At 62.1% G+C, this 13172-nt stretch carries 11 protein-coding genes; 4 read left to right on the forward strand and 7 right to left on the reverse strand.

All coding sequences use genetic code 11. The annotated features are described in order from the left end of the window. Window positions 1–204 precede the first annotated feature (204 nt). The 6 genes from LMTR13_RS35855 to LMTR13_RS35880 form a co-directional block, all read right to left on the reverse strand. Window positions 205–1404, reverse strand: a complete 1200-nt coding sequence (locus LMTR13_RS35855; RefSeq protein WP_065731860.1) for an ABC transporter substrate-binding protein — start codon at window positions 1402–1404, stop codon at window positions 205–207. A 94-nt stretch (window positions 1405–1498) separates the two neighbouring features. Beyond that, on the reverse strand, window positions 1499–3337 hold the full coding sequence (locus LMTR13_RS35860) for an AMP-dependent synthetase/ligase (RefSeq protein ID WP_065731861.1): 1839 nt from the start codon (window positions 3335–3337) through the stop codon (window positions 1499–1501). 154 nt (window positions 3338–3491) lie between these two features. Beyond that, window positions 3492–4271: an ABC transporter ATP-binding protein gene (locus tag LMTR13_RS35865; protein ID WP_065731862.1), complete on the reverse strand. Its 780-nt coding sequence runs from the start codon at window positions 4269–4271 to the stop codon at window positions 3492–3494. Between the two features lie 10 nt (window positions 4272–4281). Continuing rightward, complete coding sequence (locus LMTR13_RS35870) at window positions 4282–5040, reverse strand: ABC transporter ATP-binding protein (RefSeq protein WP_065731863.1); 759 nt, start codon at window positions 5038–5040, stop codon at window positions 4282–4284. Beyond that, window positions 5037–6188 (reverse strand): branched-chain amino acid ABC transporter permease, encoded by a 1152-nt coding sequence (locus LMTR13_RS35875; protein ID WP_065731864.1) that lies wholly within the window; start codon window positions 6186–6188, stop codon window positions 5037–5039. The genes LMTR13_RS35870 and LMTR13_RS35875 overlap by 4 nt, the downstream gene beginning before the upstream one ends. Continuing rightward, a complete protein-coding gene (locus LMTR13_RS35880; protein ID WP_065733248.1) occupies window positions 6188–7063 on the reverse strand; it encodes a branched-chain amino acid ABC transporter permease in 876 nt (291 codons plus the stop codon). The genes LMTR13_RS35875 and LMTR13_RS35880 overlap by 1 nt, the downstream gene beginning before the upstream one ends. A gap of 288 nt (window positions 7064–7351) precedes the next feature. Between LMTR13_RS35880 and LMTR13_RS35885 the strand changes: the two genes are divergently transcribed. Both LMTR13_RS35885 and LMTR13_RS35890 read left to right on the forward strand, forming a co-directional pair. Continuing rightward, window positions 7352–8104 (forward strand): ABC transporter ATP-binding protein, encoded by a 753-nt coding sequence (locus LMTR13_RS35885; protein ID WP_065733249.1) that lies wholly within the window; start codon window positions 7352–7354, stop codon window positions 8102–8104. Further along, window positions 8101–9624, forward strand: a complete 1524-nt coding sequence (locus tag LMTR13_RS35890) for a permease (protein ID WP_065731865.1) — start codon at window positions 8101–8103, stop codon at window positions 9622–9624. The genes LMTR13_RS35885 and LMTR13_RS35890 overlap by 4 nt, the downstream gene beginning before the upstream one ends. A 481-nt stretch (window positions 9625–10105) precedes the next feature. On the opposite strand, the gene LMTR13_RS35900 is transcribed toward LMTR13_RS35890, so the two are convergent. After that, window positions 10106–10990, reverse strand: a complete 885-nt coding sequence (locus LMTR13_RS35900) for an alpha/beta fold hydrolase (RefSeq protein WP_197521191.1) — start codon at window positions 10988–10990, stop codon at window positions 10106–10108. Window positions 10991–11202: 212 nt separating this feature from the next. Here LMTR13_RS35900 and LMTR13_RS35905 point away from each other — a divergent pair, with 212 nt between their 5' ends. Together LMTR13_RS35905 and LMTR13_RS35910 are read left to right on the forward strand one after the other, a co-directional pair. Further along, a complete protein-coding gene (locus tag LMTR13_RS35905) occupies window positions 11203–12018 on the forward strand; it encodes an MBL fold metallo-hydrolase (protein WP_065733250.1) in 816 nt (271 codons plus the stop codon). Between the two features lie 83 nt (window positions 12019–12101). Next, on the forward strand, window positions 12102–13166 hold the full coding sequence (locus tag LMTR13_RS35910) for an amidohydrolase family protein (protein ID WP_065731867.1): 1065 nt from the start codon (window positions 12102–12104) through the stop codon (window positions 13164–13166). Window positions 13167–13172: the final 6 nt, after the last annotated feature.

Genomic DNA, 13172 nt, shown 5'->3' on the forward strand with positions numbered 1-13172 from the left:
ACGGGTCGCGCGAATGCGCGCCCGATGGCAGGCTCCGCGAGAGCAATCCATCTCGCGGCACAAAGAAAGATGGGTTGCGTCGTCGCTTCGCTCCTCGCAATGACGGCGTTCTAAATCGAGGCCATAAACACAATAAGAAGGGCTGCGCGATCTTCTCGCGCAGCCCTTTGTCGTTGAGCCATTATCGTAGGAGCGAAGCGCCCCTCAGAACATCAGGCCTTCCTTGACCAGCACCCAGCGGCCGTTCTTGATCTGCTGGACCTGGGTAATCGTGTTGGCCAGATGGTCGGTCTTGGAGAACTTGGTCGGCGGGGAGTTGAAGATGTCGCGGAACTGCTCGCCGGATTCCAGCGCATCCATCATCTTCTTGCCGGTCAGATCCTTCCCCGCCTTGTTGGCGTAGAACGCAAACGTCATCATGGCGTTGTAGCCGATGATCGCCTGTGTATTAGCGTCCGCGCCGAACATCTTCTTGTAGTTGGCGAGCCAGTCCTTGACCTTGCCCTTGGCCGTGTCCTCGTACGGGATTTCGAAACCGGACGCGGCGTACAGGCCTTCGACCGCTTCCTTGCCGAGCGCCGGCACTTCCAGCACGTTGGTCGGCGTGGCGCCGAGGAAGGTGACGTCCCAGCCGAGTTTCTTGGCTTCGCCCATCGCGCCGATGGTTTCGCGGATCACCGTGCCGAGCACGACCACATCGCAGCCGTCGGACTTCATCTTGGCGATCTGCGCGCTGAAGTCGGAAGCGCCGCGCTTGTAGCTCGTGACGGAAGCGGCCGTCAGCTTCATGGCTGCGACCTGCTGGTTGAAACCGTCAAGCACGTTCTTTCCGTACTCGTCGTCCTGATACATGATGCAGGGCTTCTTGAAGTTCTTCGCTTCGACCATGTATTTGACGGCGGCGCGCGTGCTTTCGACGTAGGGCAGCAGGTTGTTGAACTTGAGCCTTTCCTGCGGCTTCGCCGGATCGAACTTGAAGGTGAATTCTGCCGCCGTCAGCGGGAATAGCTGCAGCACGCCTGCATCGAACAGGATATCCTGCGACGCCAGCACCGTCGGCGAACCCATCGGGCCGACCATCGCGAAGACCTTGTCGCGCTCGACCATCTTCTGCGACGCCAGCACGGCGCGCTTCGGATCATAGCCGCTGTCCTCCAGGATCAGCTTGATCTTGCGGCCGTTGATGCCGCCGGCGGCATTGATCTCTTCTACCGCCATCTTCATGCCGTTGGAAACCGGCACGCCCCAGACCTTGATCGGACCGGACAGATCCTGATGGGTGCCGACGACGATCTCGGTGGCCGAGATGCCTTGATCGGTAACCTTGGTCTGGGCTGCGGCCGGCAGTTGGGTCAGCGCAAGGGCGCTCACCGCAAGGCCCAGCACCTTGAACGATTTCGACATTGCAGTCTCCTCTTCGTTTGGCCCGTGTTGAGCGAAGGGTGGGGCCTTCTCGGTCCTTCGCCGTTTTCAAATATTTTTGGTCCCAAATGTCCGCCTATGCCACCGCCTTCTCGCGATACATGGCCTCGATCTCGGCGGCGTAACGCTTGTTCACAAAACTGCGCTTCAGCTTCATGGTCGGCGTCAGCTCCTCGTCCTCCGGCGTGAGCTGACGCTCGATCAGGTAGAACTTCTTGATGGTTTCGACGCGCGCGAAGTTGACGTTGACGGCCTCGATCTCGCGCTGGATCAGGTCCTGGATTTCCTGTGCACGGCACAGGCTGGCATAGTTGGTGAACGGGATATCGTGGTCCTGGGCGTACTTTTCGACATTCTCCTGGTCGATCATGACGAGGCAGGTCAAATATGGCCGCTTGTCGCCGATCACCACGGCGTCGGAAACGTAAGGCGAGAATTTTAGCTGGTTCTCGATCTCCGACGGCGTGATGTTCTTGCCGCCCGAGGTGATGATGATGTCCTTCATCCGGTCGGTGATCCTGACGAAGCCCTCATTGTCGATCGAGCCGACATCGCCGGTGTGCAGCCATCCCTTGGCATCGATGGTTTCGGCCGTCTTCTCCGGCTGATTCAGATAGCCCATGAACAGGAAATCGCCGCGGATCAGGATTTCACCCTGCGGCGAGATCGCAACCTCGCCCCACGGCGCCGCCTTGCCGACCGAACCGAGCTTGATGCGGTCGGGCGGCATGATGGTCGCAACACCGCAATTTTCGGTCTGGCCGTAGACCTCGCGCATGTCGAGGCCGAGCGCGAGATACCACCGGATCAGATCCGGCGCGATCGGCGCTGCGCCGGTAAAGGCCAGCCGGCAACGGTCGAGCCCGAGCATGCGGCGGATGTTGCGGAACACCAGCCAATAGGCGGCGCGGTTGGCCAGCCGCAAGGACAGTGGCGGCGTATCGCCCTGCAGCTTGTACTCCGTCATCCGGTTGCCGATCGCGAGCGCGTTGCGGTACATCCAGTTCTGGAACGCGGTCGCGTCCTTCAACGCGATCGTGATTCCGGAATAGAACTTTTCCCAGATTCTCGGCACCGCGAGGAAGGCAGTCGGCTGAACCTCGCGCAGATTGTCCGGCACGGTTTCCGGGCTTTCGGCGAAATTCATCACCGACCCCAGCGCCAGCGAGATGTAGTAGCCGCCGATCCGCTCGGCGACGTGGCAGAGCGGCAGGAACACCAACCGCTCCTCGGAATCGGTCGATGGAAACAGATCGTTGGCGTGGCGCATCTGATGCGTCACGCTGCGGTTGGAATGCATGGCCCCCTTGGGCGGTCCGGTGGTGCCCGAGGTGTAGACGAGGATGGCGAGATCCTCCGCGCTGCGGCTTCCGATCATCTCCTCCCACAGCGCCTCGTTGTCCTGCTCGTGGTTGCGGCCGAGCGCCATGAACTCGGCCAGCGACAGCACCATCGGATCGATGAAACCGCTAAGACCTTCCATGTCGAACACGACGATCTTCTGCAATGTCGGACAGCGCGAACGACATGTCAGGATCTTGTCGAGCTGCTCCTCATCTTCCGCGAAGATCACTTTTGTGGAGGAATCGTTGATCAGATACTCGACCTGCGACGATGAGTCGGTCGGGTAGATGCCGGACGAAACGCCGCCGGCGCAGAGGATGCCCATGTCGGCATACACCCATTCCGGCACCGCGTTCGCAATGATCGAGGCGACGTCTCCGGGCCGGAAGCCGCTGGCATGCAGGCCGAACGCGACATCCTTTGAGATCTGCAGCCACTCGCGCCAACTGGTCGGCTGCCAGATACCGAACTTCTTTTCGCGGATCGCCGGCCGGTCGCCGCGTGTTTCCACGGACAGCAAGAAGCTCTTCGCGATCGTGTCGGCGACCGTCAGCACTGCCGGTCTGGCCATGCCTTTTTCCTCCCTGTGTCGCCTGCTTCCGGTGCCGGTATTGGACCGGTCTTGCTTTTCGAAGCAGGGCTCGAATTTAGCTCTAACGCGTTCTAAACGCCATGCTTTTGACTGAGACGGTTAACGCCAGATCTTCTAACGCCAAGCAAGTTTTCTAACGCCACGTCTTCTTCTTTTTCCAGCGCCGTTCGCCGCGGGCGCCCTCTTCCTTGGCGCCGAGATAGAATTCCTGGATGTCCTTTGAATTCATCAGCCGCTCGCAAGTGTCGTTCATCACGACCCGGCCGATCTCCAGCACATAGCCGTAATGCGCCGTCTCCAGCGCCACTTTGGCGTTCTGCTCGACCAGCAGGATCGACATGCCCTGCTCCTCGTTGACGCGCTTGATGATGGTGAAGATCTCCTTCACCAGGATCGGCGACAGGCCGAGCGAGGGCTCGTCCAAAAGTAGAAGGGTCGGCCGGTTCATCAGCGCCCGCCCGATCGCCAGCATCTGCTGCTCACCGCCGGAAAGCTGCCCGGCCGGCTGATTGATGCGCTCCTTCAGCCGCGGGAAATAGCCGTAGACGCGGTCGAGATCCTCGGCGACTCCGGCGCGATCCTTACGCGGATAGGCACCCATCATCAGGTTTTCGCGCACCGAAAGGAACGGGAACACCTCGCGTCCCTCCGGCACATGGCTTAAGCCCAGCCGGACAATCTTGTCGGCCTCCATGCGCTGGATCGGCTTGCCGAGAAATTCGATCGAACCCTTTTGCGGATCGAGAATGCCGGAGATGGTCTTGAGCACGGTGGTCTTGCCGGCGCCGTTGGCGCCCAGCAGGGTGACGATGTGGCCGCGCGGCACCTCCAGGCTGATGCCGCGGATGGCCATGATCGGTCCGTAATAGCTCTCGATATTGCTGAGCTTGAGGATGATGTCGGAAGCGCTCATGGCATCATCCTCATGCGCCGAGATAGGCAGCGACGACGTCGGGATGGCGCTGCACCTCGGACGGCGAGCCCATCGCGAGCACGCGGCCGTAGTTGAGCGCGATCACGCGGTCGGAGACGCGATTGACCAGCGTCATGTCGTGCTCGACCATCAGCACGGTGATGCCAAGCTCGGTCTTCATGTCGCGGATCCAGAACGACATGTCCTCGGTCTCCTCGACATTGAGCCCCGACGACGGTTCGTCCAGCAGGATCAGCTTCGGCTCGGAGCACAGCGCGCGCGCCAGTTCGATCACCTTGCGGACGCCGTACGGCAACCCCGAGATCAGCTTGTCGCGATAGGCTTCGAGATCGAGAAATTCGATCACCTGCTCGACGCGGCGGCGATGCATCTTTTCGCCGGCGCGCACGCTCGGCAGGAACAACAGCTCCTGCCAGAGCCGCGTGGTGGAGTGGCGGTGGCGGCCGATCAAGAGATTGCTCAGCATGGTCGCATTCTGGAACAATTCGATGTTCTGGAAGGTGCGGGCGATGCCAAGCCCTGCAATTTCGTAGGCCGGCTGCTGCGTAATATCCTGGTCCTCGAAGAAGATCTTGCCTGACGTGGGCGGGTAGATGCGCGAGATCAGGTTGAAGATCGAACTCTTGCCGGCGCCGTTCGGACCGATGATCGAGAGGATCTCGCCCTTCTCCACCGCGAAGCTGACGGAATCGACCGCCTTCAGGCCGCCGAAGTGCAGAGAGAGGTTTTCCGCACGGAAATAGCTCATCGGTTCCGCTCCGATTTGACGTAGATCTTCTGACGCTTGAAGGTGGCGCGCTTGTAGAGCGGGAAGAGCTGGAAGAAGAGCTTTATCTTCAGCCAGCGGCCGTAAAGCCCAAGCGGCTCGAACAGCACGAACAGCACGATGATCACCCCGTAAATGGCACCCTTCAGGCCGTTGGCGGAGGCAATGGCGGCGACGTTGCCGTGAATTTTCCCTGCGGTGATGCTATCGGCACCAAAGGTTGCGGCAATGCCGGCGATGATGCCGGGCAGGTCATCCTTCAGGTACGTCAGGAACGGGTCGATCATGACCAGGAAGATCGCGCCGAGCACCGCGCCGTGCAGGCTGAACGTGCCGCCGATCAGGATCACGATGATGAACTCGATCGAGAGCTGCAGCGTGAACATTTCCGGCGAGATAAAGGAGAGCTTGTGCGCGAACAGCACGCCGGCGAGCCCCGTGATCGCCGCGCTGATCGCAAACGACTTCACCTTGTAGAGCGACACGTTGACGCCCATGCTGCGCGCCGCGGTTTCGCTGTCGCGGATCGCGACGAAGGCGCGTCCTGTCGGCGAGCGCAGCAGATTGAGCGTACCGACGATGGTGAGGATCAGTATGGCAAGACAAAGATAGTAGAAGGTCGGGCCGTTTTGCGGCACCGCCTGCCCGAACAGGCTCAGCGTCTTGACCCGCATGCCCTCATTGCCATGGGTTACCGTCTCCCAGCGAGCCAGAATTTCTTCGACGATGAAGGCAAAGGAAATCGTCGCGATGACGAGATAAATGCCCGTCAGCCGCAGCGCCGGAAATCCGACCAGCGCACCGACCACGCCGGTCAACAGGCCGCCGGCCAGGAAGTAGACCGGAAACGGCACGTTGAACTGCTGCAGATAGGCCGCCGTGTAGGCGCCGATCGCCAGAAAGGCGGCGTGCCCAAGCGAGGCCTGCCCGGTGAAGCCGGTGAGAATCATCAGTCCCACGCCAACCGTCGCATAGATGCAGACGAACACCAGTTGGCTGACGAGGTAGCTGGAAAGCACGAAGGGCGCGATCAGGAGAAACGCCAGCAGGATACCGTAGGAAACGATGTAGCCGCTGTGCGGGACCAGTTTGATGTCGTCTTCGTAATCCGTCTTGAAGAGAAAACGCATTAGACCTTCTTCCGCATGTGAACACCGAACAGGCCTTCGGGCTTGAGCAGCAGCACCACCAGAAGGACGATGTAGGGCGCGACGTCCTTCCAGCCCTGCGGCAGGTAGAAGCCGGCCATGCTCTCGATCACGCCGATCAGCACGCCGCCGACCACGGCACCCGGAATCGAGCCGAAGCCGCCGAGCACGGCGGCGGGAAATGCTTTCAGGCCCAGCACCAGTCCGACATTGGAGTGAATGAAGGTGATCGGCGCGAGCAGCACGCCGGCAGCGGTCGCGACCGCTGCAGCGATTGCCCAAACGATCGAGACCACGCGCTTGACCGGAATGCCCATGTAGTAGGCAGCCAGCATGTTCTCCGAGCTGGCGCGCATCGCGGTGCCGAGCGTGGTGCGGTTGAAGAACAGATACAGCAGCGCGCAAAGGATGATGGTCGCGGCGATCACCGAGAGCTTGTCGTAGGCCAGCACCAGCGAGCCGATCCGCAATACGCCGTCGCTGAACGGCGTCTCGATCTTGAAATCGTCGGTGCCCCAAATCATGCCAACAACGGAGCGCAGGAAATATCCGAGCCCGATCGTTGCCATGATGATGGAAAACTGCGGATAACCGAGGATCGGACGCACCACGACGCGTTCAGCCAGCATGCCGAACAGCGCCATCGCCGCCACCGCGCCGGCGAACCCGAGCCAATAATTAAGACCGAGCATGCCGATGAATGTGAAGGCGAAGAATCCGCCCAGCATCATCAAATCGCCCTGGGCGAAATTGACGACCTCGGTTGCCTTGTAAATGAGCACAAAGCCGAGCGCGATCAGGCCATAGACGCAGCCGAGCGCGATGCCACTCACCAGCTGCTGAACGAAGTCCAGCATCATATCCCTCCCCGATGCCGGACGATTCTGTCGATCGCCTCTTTCGCATCTTGTGTCTACACGCTGCCAAGCATCCACAATGCCTGCAGCCGCATATGTCCCGTCGCATTGAGCCCAAAGCACCGACCGCTGTCAACAAAGCGCTGCGAGCAGCGCCGTTAACAATTGCGGACAAATGCCGCAGCCCGGGAAGTTGCGGGGGTCGGCGCGTTTTGGTCCACCAGATTCACCGCGCCGAAAGTTCTTCGGTTCATGGTCCACGACAAACAACTGGACCGTTCGGAAATCATGAACGCGGATGTATCGGCGCTCGAGGTGCGAGGGTTAACGAAGCGTTTTGACCGCCCGGCGGTCGATGCACTCGACCTCACCGTTCGCACCGGCGAGTTCTATGCCCTGCTCGGCCCCAACGGCGCCGGCAAGACCACGACCTTGCGCATGGTCGCCGGTCTGCTCAAGCCCGACGCCGGTTCGGTCTCCATATTGGGCATCGATGCGCTCGCCGATCCCGTCGCCGCCAAGCAGATCACGGCCTGGGTTTCCGACGAGCCGATGATCTACGACAAGCTGGCGCCGCTGGAATATCTCGAATTCGTCGCCGGCCTCTGGGGCATCGATCCCGCGGTTTCCGAAGTTTCCGCTCACCAGCTTTTGGCGTCGCTTGGCCTCGAGCCGCATCTGCACGAACGCTGCGAGGGATTTTCCAAGGGCATGCGCCAGAAGGTGGCGCTGGCCGGCGCACTGGTTCACGATCCCCGCCTGATCATCCTGGACGAGCCGCTGACCGGGCTAGACGCGCTGTCGGCGCGCCACGTCAAGGGATTGCTGCAAGAGCGCGTCCGCTCCGGCTGCACCGTGATCATGACGACGCATATTCTCGAAGTCGCCGAGCGGATGGCCGACCGGATCGGCGTCATCGCCGCGGGACGGCTGGTGGCCGAGGGTACGCTCAGCGAGCTGCGCCAGCAGAACGGCCGCGGCGACACCAGCCTCGAAGACATGTTTATCGCCCTCGTCGACGCCGACGCAGCGGCCGCATGAGCTCGGCCGCTGCGCTCACCTGGTTTGCCCGCCACGAAATCCGCCTGGCATGGCGCGAATGGCTGGCCATGATGACCGGCAGCCGGGGAAAACGGAAGCGCGCCATCATCGCCCTGGTCGTATTCGCGGCCATCATGCATTTGCCGGCCTATGCCGTGATCGGCCGCTTTGCGGATTTGCAGGCGCCGCTCGGCAAGCCCGAGTTGATCGTCATCACCGCGACCATCTTTCTCGCCTGGGCCTTGATGCTGTCGCAGGCGATCGAATCCGTCACGCGGGTATTCTACGCCCGCGCCGATCTCGACCTCCTGATGTCGTCGCCGGCCAACCTCGCCAACGTGTTCTCGGTGCGGATAGCAGCGATCGCGCTATCGGTCATCGGGATGGCCCTGCTGCTGTCGACACCCTTTGTCGACGTTCTCGTGATCGGGGGCGGTGCGCGCTGGCTCTCGGCGTTCGGCGTCGTCGTCGCCATCGGCCTTTCGGCTGCGGCCGTCGCAATCGCGATCACGGTGCTGCTGTTCAGGCTGATCGGCCCGAGCCGCACCCGCCTCGTCGCGCAGATCGTGGCGGCCGTCATCGGCGCCGGTTTCGTCATCGCGCTCCAGGTCGCGGCGATCCTTTCCTACGGTACGTTGTCTCGGTTCGCGGTGCTGACCTCCGACGCCGCTTCGGCCTACGCGCCTGATCTCGACAGTCCCCTGTGGTGGCCCGCGCGCGCGGCGATCGGCGACGGCATGGTGCTGTCGTGGCTTCTGGCCGGCGGGCTCCTGCTGCTCTGCGCCGTGATGGCGGTCTTTTCGCCGCGATTTGCCGATACCGTCGTCCGTGTCGCCGCAACCGCGCGCGCTGTCCGTCGCGGGCCGCGCGCGACGGCATTTCGCGGCGACTCGCGGCAACGGGCGCTGCGCACCAAGGAATTCCTGCTGCTGCGGCGCGACCCGTGGCTGTTGTCGCAAAGCCTGATGCAACTGCTGTATCTGGTGCCGCCGGCCCTGATGCTGTGGCGAAGCTTTTCCGAAAGCTCGGATGCGATCGTGCTGATCACCCCCGTGATCGTGATGGCGGCGGGCCAGCTTGCCGGCGGCCTCGCCTGGCTGACGATATCGGGAGAAGATGCCGCCGACCTGGTCGCGACCGCACCGCTGCCGCCATCGCGTGTGATCCGCGCCAAGGTCGAAGTCGTGCTGATCGCCATCGGCGCCATCTTCACGCCGCTGATCGCAGCCCTTGCGTTTGCCTCCGTGACGCAGGCAATCGTCACCGCGCTCGGCGTCATCGTCGCGACCGTCTCCGCCGCCGCGATCCAGCTCTGGTTCCGGGTGCAAGCCAAACGCAGCCAGTTCCGCCGCCGCCAGACTTCGTCGCGGCTGGCAACCTTCGCAGAAGCCTTCTGCTCGATCGGCTGGGCCGCGACGTCAGCCCTTGCCGTCACGATCCCGGTTGCCGCCGTGCTCAGCGGGGCGATCACTGCGGCCATTCTCGCTGCGACGTGGAAGATCAGCCCGCGGCGGGACTAGCAGACAACGTTGGTCGTTTGTGGTAGGTGTCTTCGGGAAACTAGAAAAGGCGTGATCGCCATGGCTACGCTTATCGTTTCGGCGGAAGGACAAATTGCGCTCGGCAAGGATTTGCTCGAGCACCTTGGCGTTCAGTGCGGTCAGCAAGTTAGTATCGAGAAGCTTTCCGACGGCCGTATCGCGATCCAGGCCCTTCAACCCAAGGGAAGCATTTCAGACGCTTTCGGTCTTCTGAGAAGGGAAGGTAGTTCCCTCCCTATCGATCGACGAGATCAACGAAGCAGCCGCTTTAGGCTGGGCAGGTCAACGTAAACCATAGGCTGCTTCACTCCTACTTCTCCAACCCCGCCCGCTCGATCACGTCCAGCGTTTGGTCTCCTTCTCAATGAACGGGATCATCTCGGCCTTCTGCAGCATCATCGTGCGGGTGCCGATCTTTTCGAAATGCGTACGCACGCGCTTGCCATGCGGCAAAGTCGACTTATCCGCGAACCAGCTCCATCACAGCCGCAGCAAAGGCTTCCGGCGCTTCCTGCGGCAGATTGTGCCCGACGCGCGGCACCACGCGATGGACGCGGCGGCCGGTGAATTTCGACGCGCTGGCGGTGCCGTCGCTCGCAGGTGCAACACCATCTGCAGCGCCGTCCAGCGTGATTGACGGCACGGTGATGGGAGGCAGCGCCGCCAGCCTGAGCTGGATGTCGGCATATTGCGGATCGCCTTCAGCCAGACCGAAGCGGTGGCGATAACTGTGGATCACCACATCGACGTAATCGGGATTGTCGTGAGCGACTGCAGTCCGCTCGAAGCAGGCATCGTCGAACGACCAGTTCGGCGACCATTGCGTCCACAATATCCTGGCGATCTCGCACCGGTCGGCGGCCAGGCCGGCGCGGCCACGCTCGAGCTGGAAGTAATATTGGTACCACAGCGCCACCTCGCGTTCGGGGCGCATTGGCACCATGGCGTTGGCAATATCCTGGATCAGATAGGAATTGACGCAGACCAGCCCGATGCAGCGCTCCGGCCATAACGCCGCGCCGACGCAGGCCGCACGGCCACCCCAGTCGTAGCCCGCAAACACCGCGCGGCTTATGTCGAGAGCATCCATCAGCGCCATCATGTCGGCGCCAACCGCGGCCTGCTCGCCCGAGCGCGGCGTTACAGCGTCGCGAAACCGGGTCGGACCATAGCCGCGCAGATAGGGAACAATGACGCGGCAGCCTTGGGCGGCCAGTTGCGGCGCGACGTCGACATAGGAGTGAATATCATAAGGAAAGCCGTGCATCAGCATCACGGCGGGGCCATCCGCCGGGCCCGCTTCGTAATAGGCGATGCTGAGAACGCCGGCATCGATCTGGCGCAATGGCTCCAGCCGCTTCGATGACGGGGCACGCTGGGCCGGGGCGGCGGTCTCTTCAGTCACGGCGAACTCCCTGGTTGTTTCTTACAATATGGCATAGCCCGTCCCCGATGAAGCAAATCCGGCGCACTGCCGTGCGCGAATGCCATCATGACGTTTCCAGAATTCGGCGATAGAGTATCGCCCGCAGCCTTCACCGGTGGATGGGTCATGCCATGTTGCGATCCCTTGCTGTTGCCCTTGCGTTCCTCGGTTCGCTGATTGTCCCGGCGACCGCCCAACAACCACTGCGCAGCGAGTGCCTCGCGATGGCAAACGCGCCGCCCCGCGCGGTGCCGGTCAGCCTGCGTCGTACCGCCGCAAAGGCCGAAGAGGTCGCTATTACTTATGTCGGGCATTCCACCTATTACATCGATACGCCCGGCGGGGTGCGGATCGCGACCGACTTCAACGGCGCCTACCGGACCGGGCGCCTTCCCGACGTCGTCACGATGAACCGCGCGCACTCGACGCACTACACGCTGTTTCCCGATCCAAAAATTCCGCACGTCCTGCATGGCTGGGGCGAGAACGGACAGGCGGCGCATATCTCAACACGCGTCGACGATGTGTATATTCGCAACGTGCCGACCGACATCCGCCGCTACTATGGCGAGGGCTCCGGCGGCGGCATGATCAAGGACGGCAACTCGATCTTCATCTTCGAAGTCGCGGGGCTCTGCATCGGCCATCTCGGCCATCTGCATCACAAGCTCGACGAGACGCATTTCGCTGCGATCGGCCGGCTCGACATCGTGATGGTGCCGATCGACGGCACCTATACGATGTCGCTCGATGGCGTGTCCGAGATCACCAAGCGGCTGCGCTCCTCGATCGTGCTGCCGATGCACCGCTTCGCCACACCGCTCGACGAATTCATGCGGCTGATCGGCCAGCAATTCCAAATCGACCAGCGGACCGAGCGGACCCTGAAGATTTCGCGCGACACGTTGCCGGGCACGCCGACGGTGATCATTCTGGAGGGGGTGTGATCCAGCGGTAGCAATGCTCACCACCGTCATTGCGAGCCAACGGGGAGCAATGACGGGCAACAACAATCAAGGGAGCGACGTCCATGGCCAGCACTGCACCCGCCTCCAGAAGCGGGCTCTATGCCGATCCCCGCGAAGACTGGCTGGCGCAACACACCGAGGAGATCATCGATCCCGCCCGTCCGATCGTCGACCCGCATCACCATCTCTGGGACCGCGGCGGCCTGCGCTACATGATCGAGGAGATGGCAGCCGATATCGCCTCCGGCCACAACATCATCGCGACAGTTTATGTCGATTGCCGCTCGATGTACCGCGCGCACGGGCCGGAAGCGTTCCGCCCCGTCGGCGAAGTCGAGTTCGCCAATGGCGTAGCGGCGATGGCGGCGAGCGGAGGTTACGGCAAGGCTGCGATCTGCGCCGGCATCGTCAGCCACGTCAACCTGCTGCTCGGCGAAGGCGCGAAGGGCGTGCTGGAAGCGGAGATCGCCGCCGGCAACGGCCGCTTCCGCGGCATCCGCCATTCCTCGGCCTGGGATGCAGATCCCAGCGTCGCCGGCATGTATGCGACACGGCCGCAGGGGCTGTTGCTCGACAATACGTTCCGCAAAGGCTTTGCCTGCCTCGCGCCATTGGGCCTGAGCTTCGACGCCTGGCTGTTTCATCCGCAGATCGGCGAACTTACCGATCTCGCCCGCGCCTTTCCCGAGACCCGGATTGTGCTGGATCACTGCGGCGGCCCGGTCGGCATCGGCCGTTTTTCCGGCAGGCGCGAGGAAGTGTTCCCGGAATGGAAGGCCTCGATCCAGGAAATCGCCAAATGTTCGAATGTCGTGGTCAAACTCGGTGGGCTTGCGATGTGCCTGCTCGGCTACGACTTTCACCTGCGCCCGAAGCCGCCGTCCTCCGAACAGGCCGCCGCCGCGTGGCGTCCCTATATCGAAACCTGCATCGAGGCCTTTGGACCCGATCGATGCATGTTCGAAAGCAATTTTCCGCCCGACAAGGGCCAGTGCAGCTATCAGGTTATCTTCAACGCCTTCAAGCGTATCGCCGCGCAACACAGCGAAAACGAGAAGACCGCGCTGTTCTCGAAGACGGCGATCGACTTCTACAAGCTCGAGCTCGACCGATCGCGACCGAGATAAACCGTT

Source organism: Bradyrhizobium icense (assembly GCF_001693385.1).
Taxonomy (GTDB): Bacteria; Pseudomonadota; Alphaproteobacteria; order Rhizobiales; family Xanthobacteraceae; genus Bradyrhizobium; species Bradyrhizobium icense.

Bases quoted from the DNA above. Each gene is read 5' to 3' on its own strand.
- LMTR13_RS35855 (WP_065731860.1), bottom strand. From the start codon at position 1,404: ATGTCGAAATCGTTCAAGGTGCTGGGCCTTGCGGTGAGCGCCCTTGCG.
- LMTR13_RS35880 (WP_065733248.1), bottom strand. From the start codon at position 7,063: ATGCTGGACTTCGTTCAGCAGCTGGTGAGTGGCATCGCGCTCGGCTGC.
- LMTR13_RS35885 (WP_065733249.1), top strand. From the start codon at position 7,352: ATGAACGCGGATGTATCGGCGCTCGAGGTGCGAGGGTTAACGAAGCGT.
- LMTR13_RS35875 (WP_065731864.1), bottom strand. From the start codon at position 6,188: ATGCGTTTTCTCTTCAAGACGGATTACGAAGACGACATCAAACTGGTC.
- LMTR13_RS35910 (WP_065731867.1), top strand. From the start codon at position 12,102: ATGGCCAGCACTGCACCCGCCTCCAGAAGCGGGCTCTATGCCGATCCC.
- LMTR13_RS35860 (WP_065731861.1), bottom strand. From the start codon at position 3,337: ATGGCCAGACCGGCAGTGCTGACGGTCGCCGACACGATCGCGAAGAGC.
- LMTR13_RS35870 (WP_065731863.1), bottom strand. From the start codon at position 5,040: ATGAGCTATTTCCGTGCGGAAAACCTCTCTCTGCACTTCGGCGGCCTG.
- LMTR13_RS35865 (WP_065731862.1), bottom strand. From the start codon at position 4,271: ATGAGCGCTTCCGACATCATCCTCAAGCTCAGCAATATCGAGAGCTAT.
- LMTR13_RS35905 (WP_065733250.1), top strand. From the start codon at position 11,203: ATGTTGCGATCCCTTGCTGTTGCCCTTGCGTTCCTCGGTTCGCTGATT.
- LMTR13_RS35890 (WP_065731865.1), top strand. From the start codon at position 8,101: ATGAGCTCGGCCGCTGCGCTCACCTGGTTTGCCCGCCACGAAATCCGC.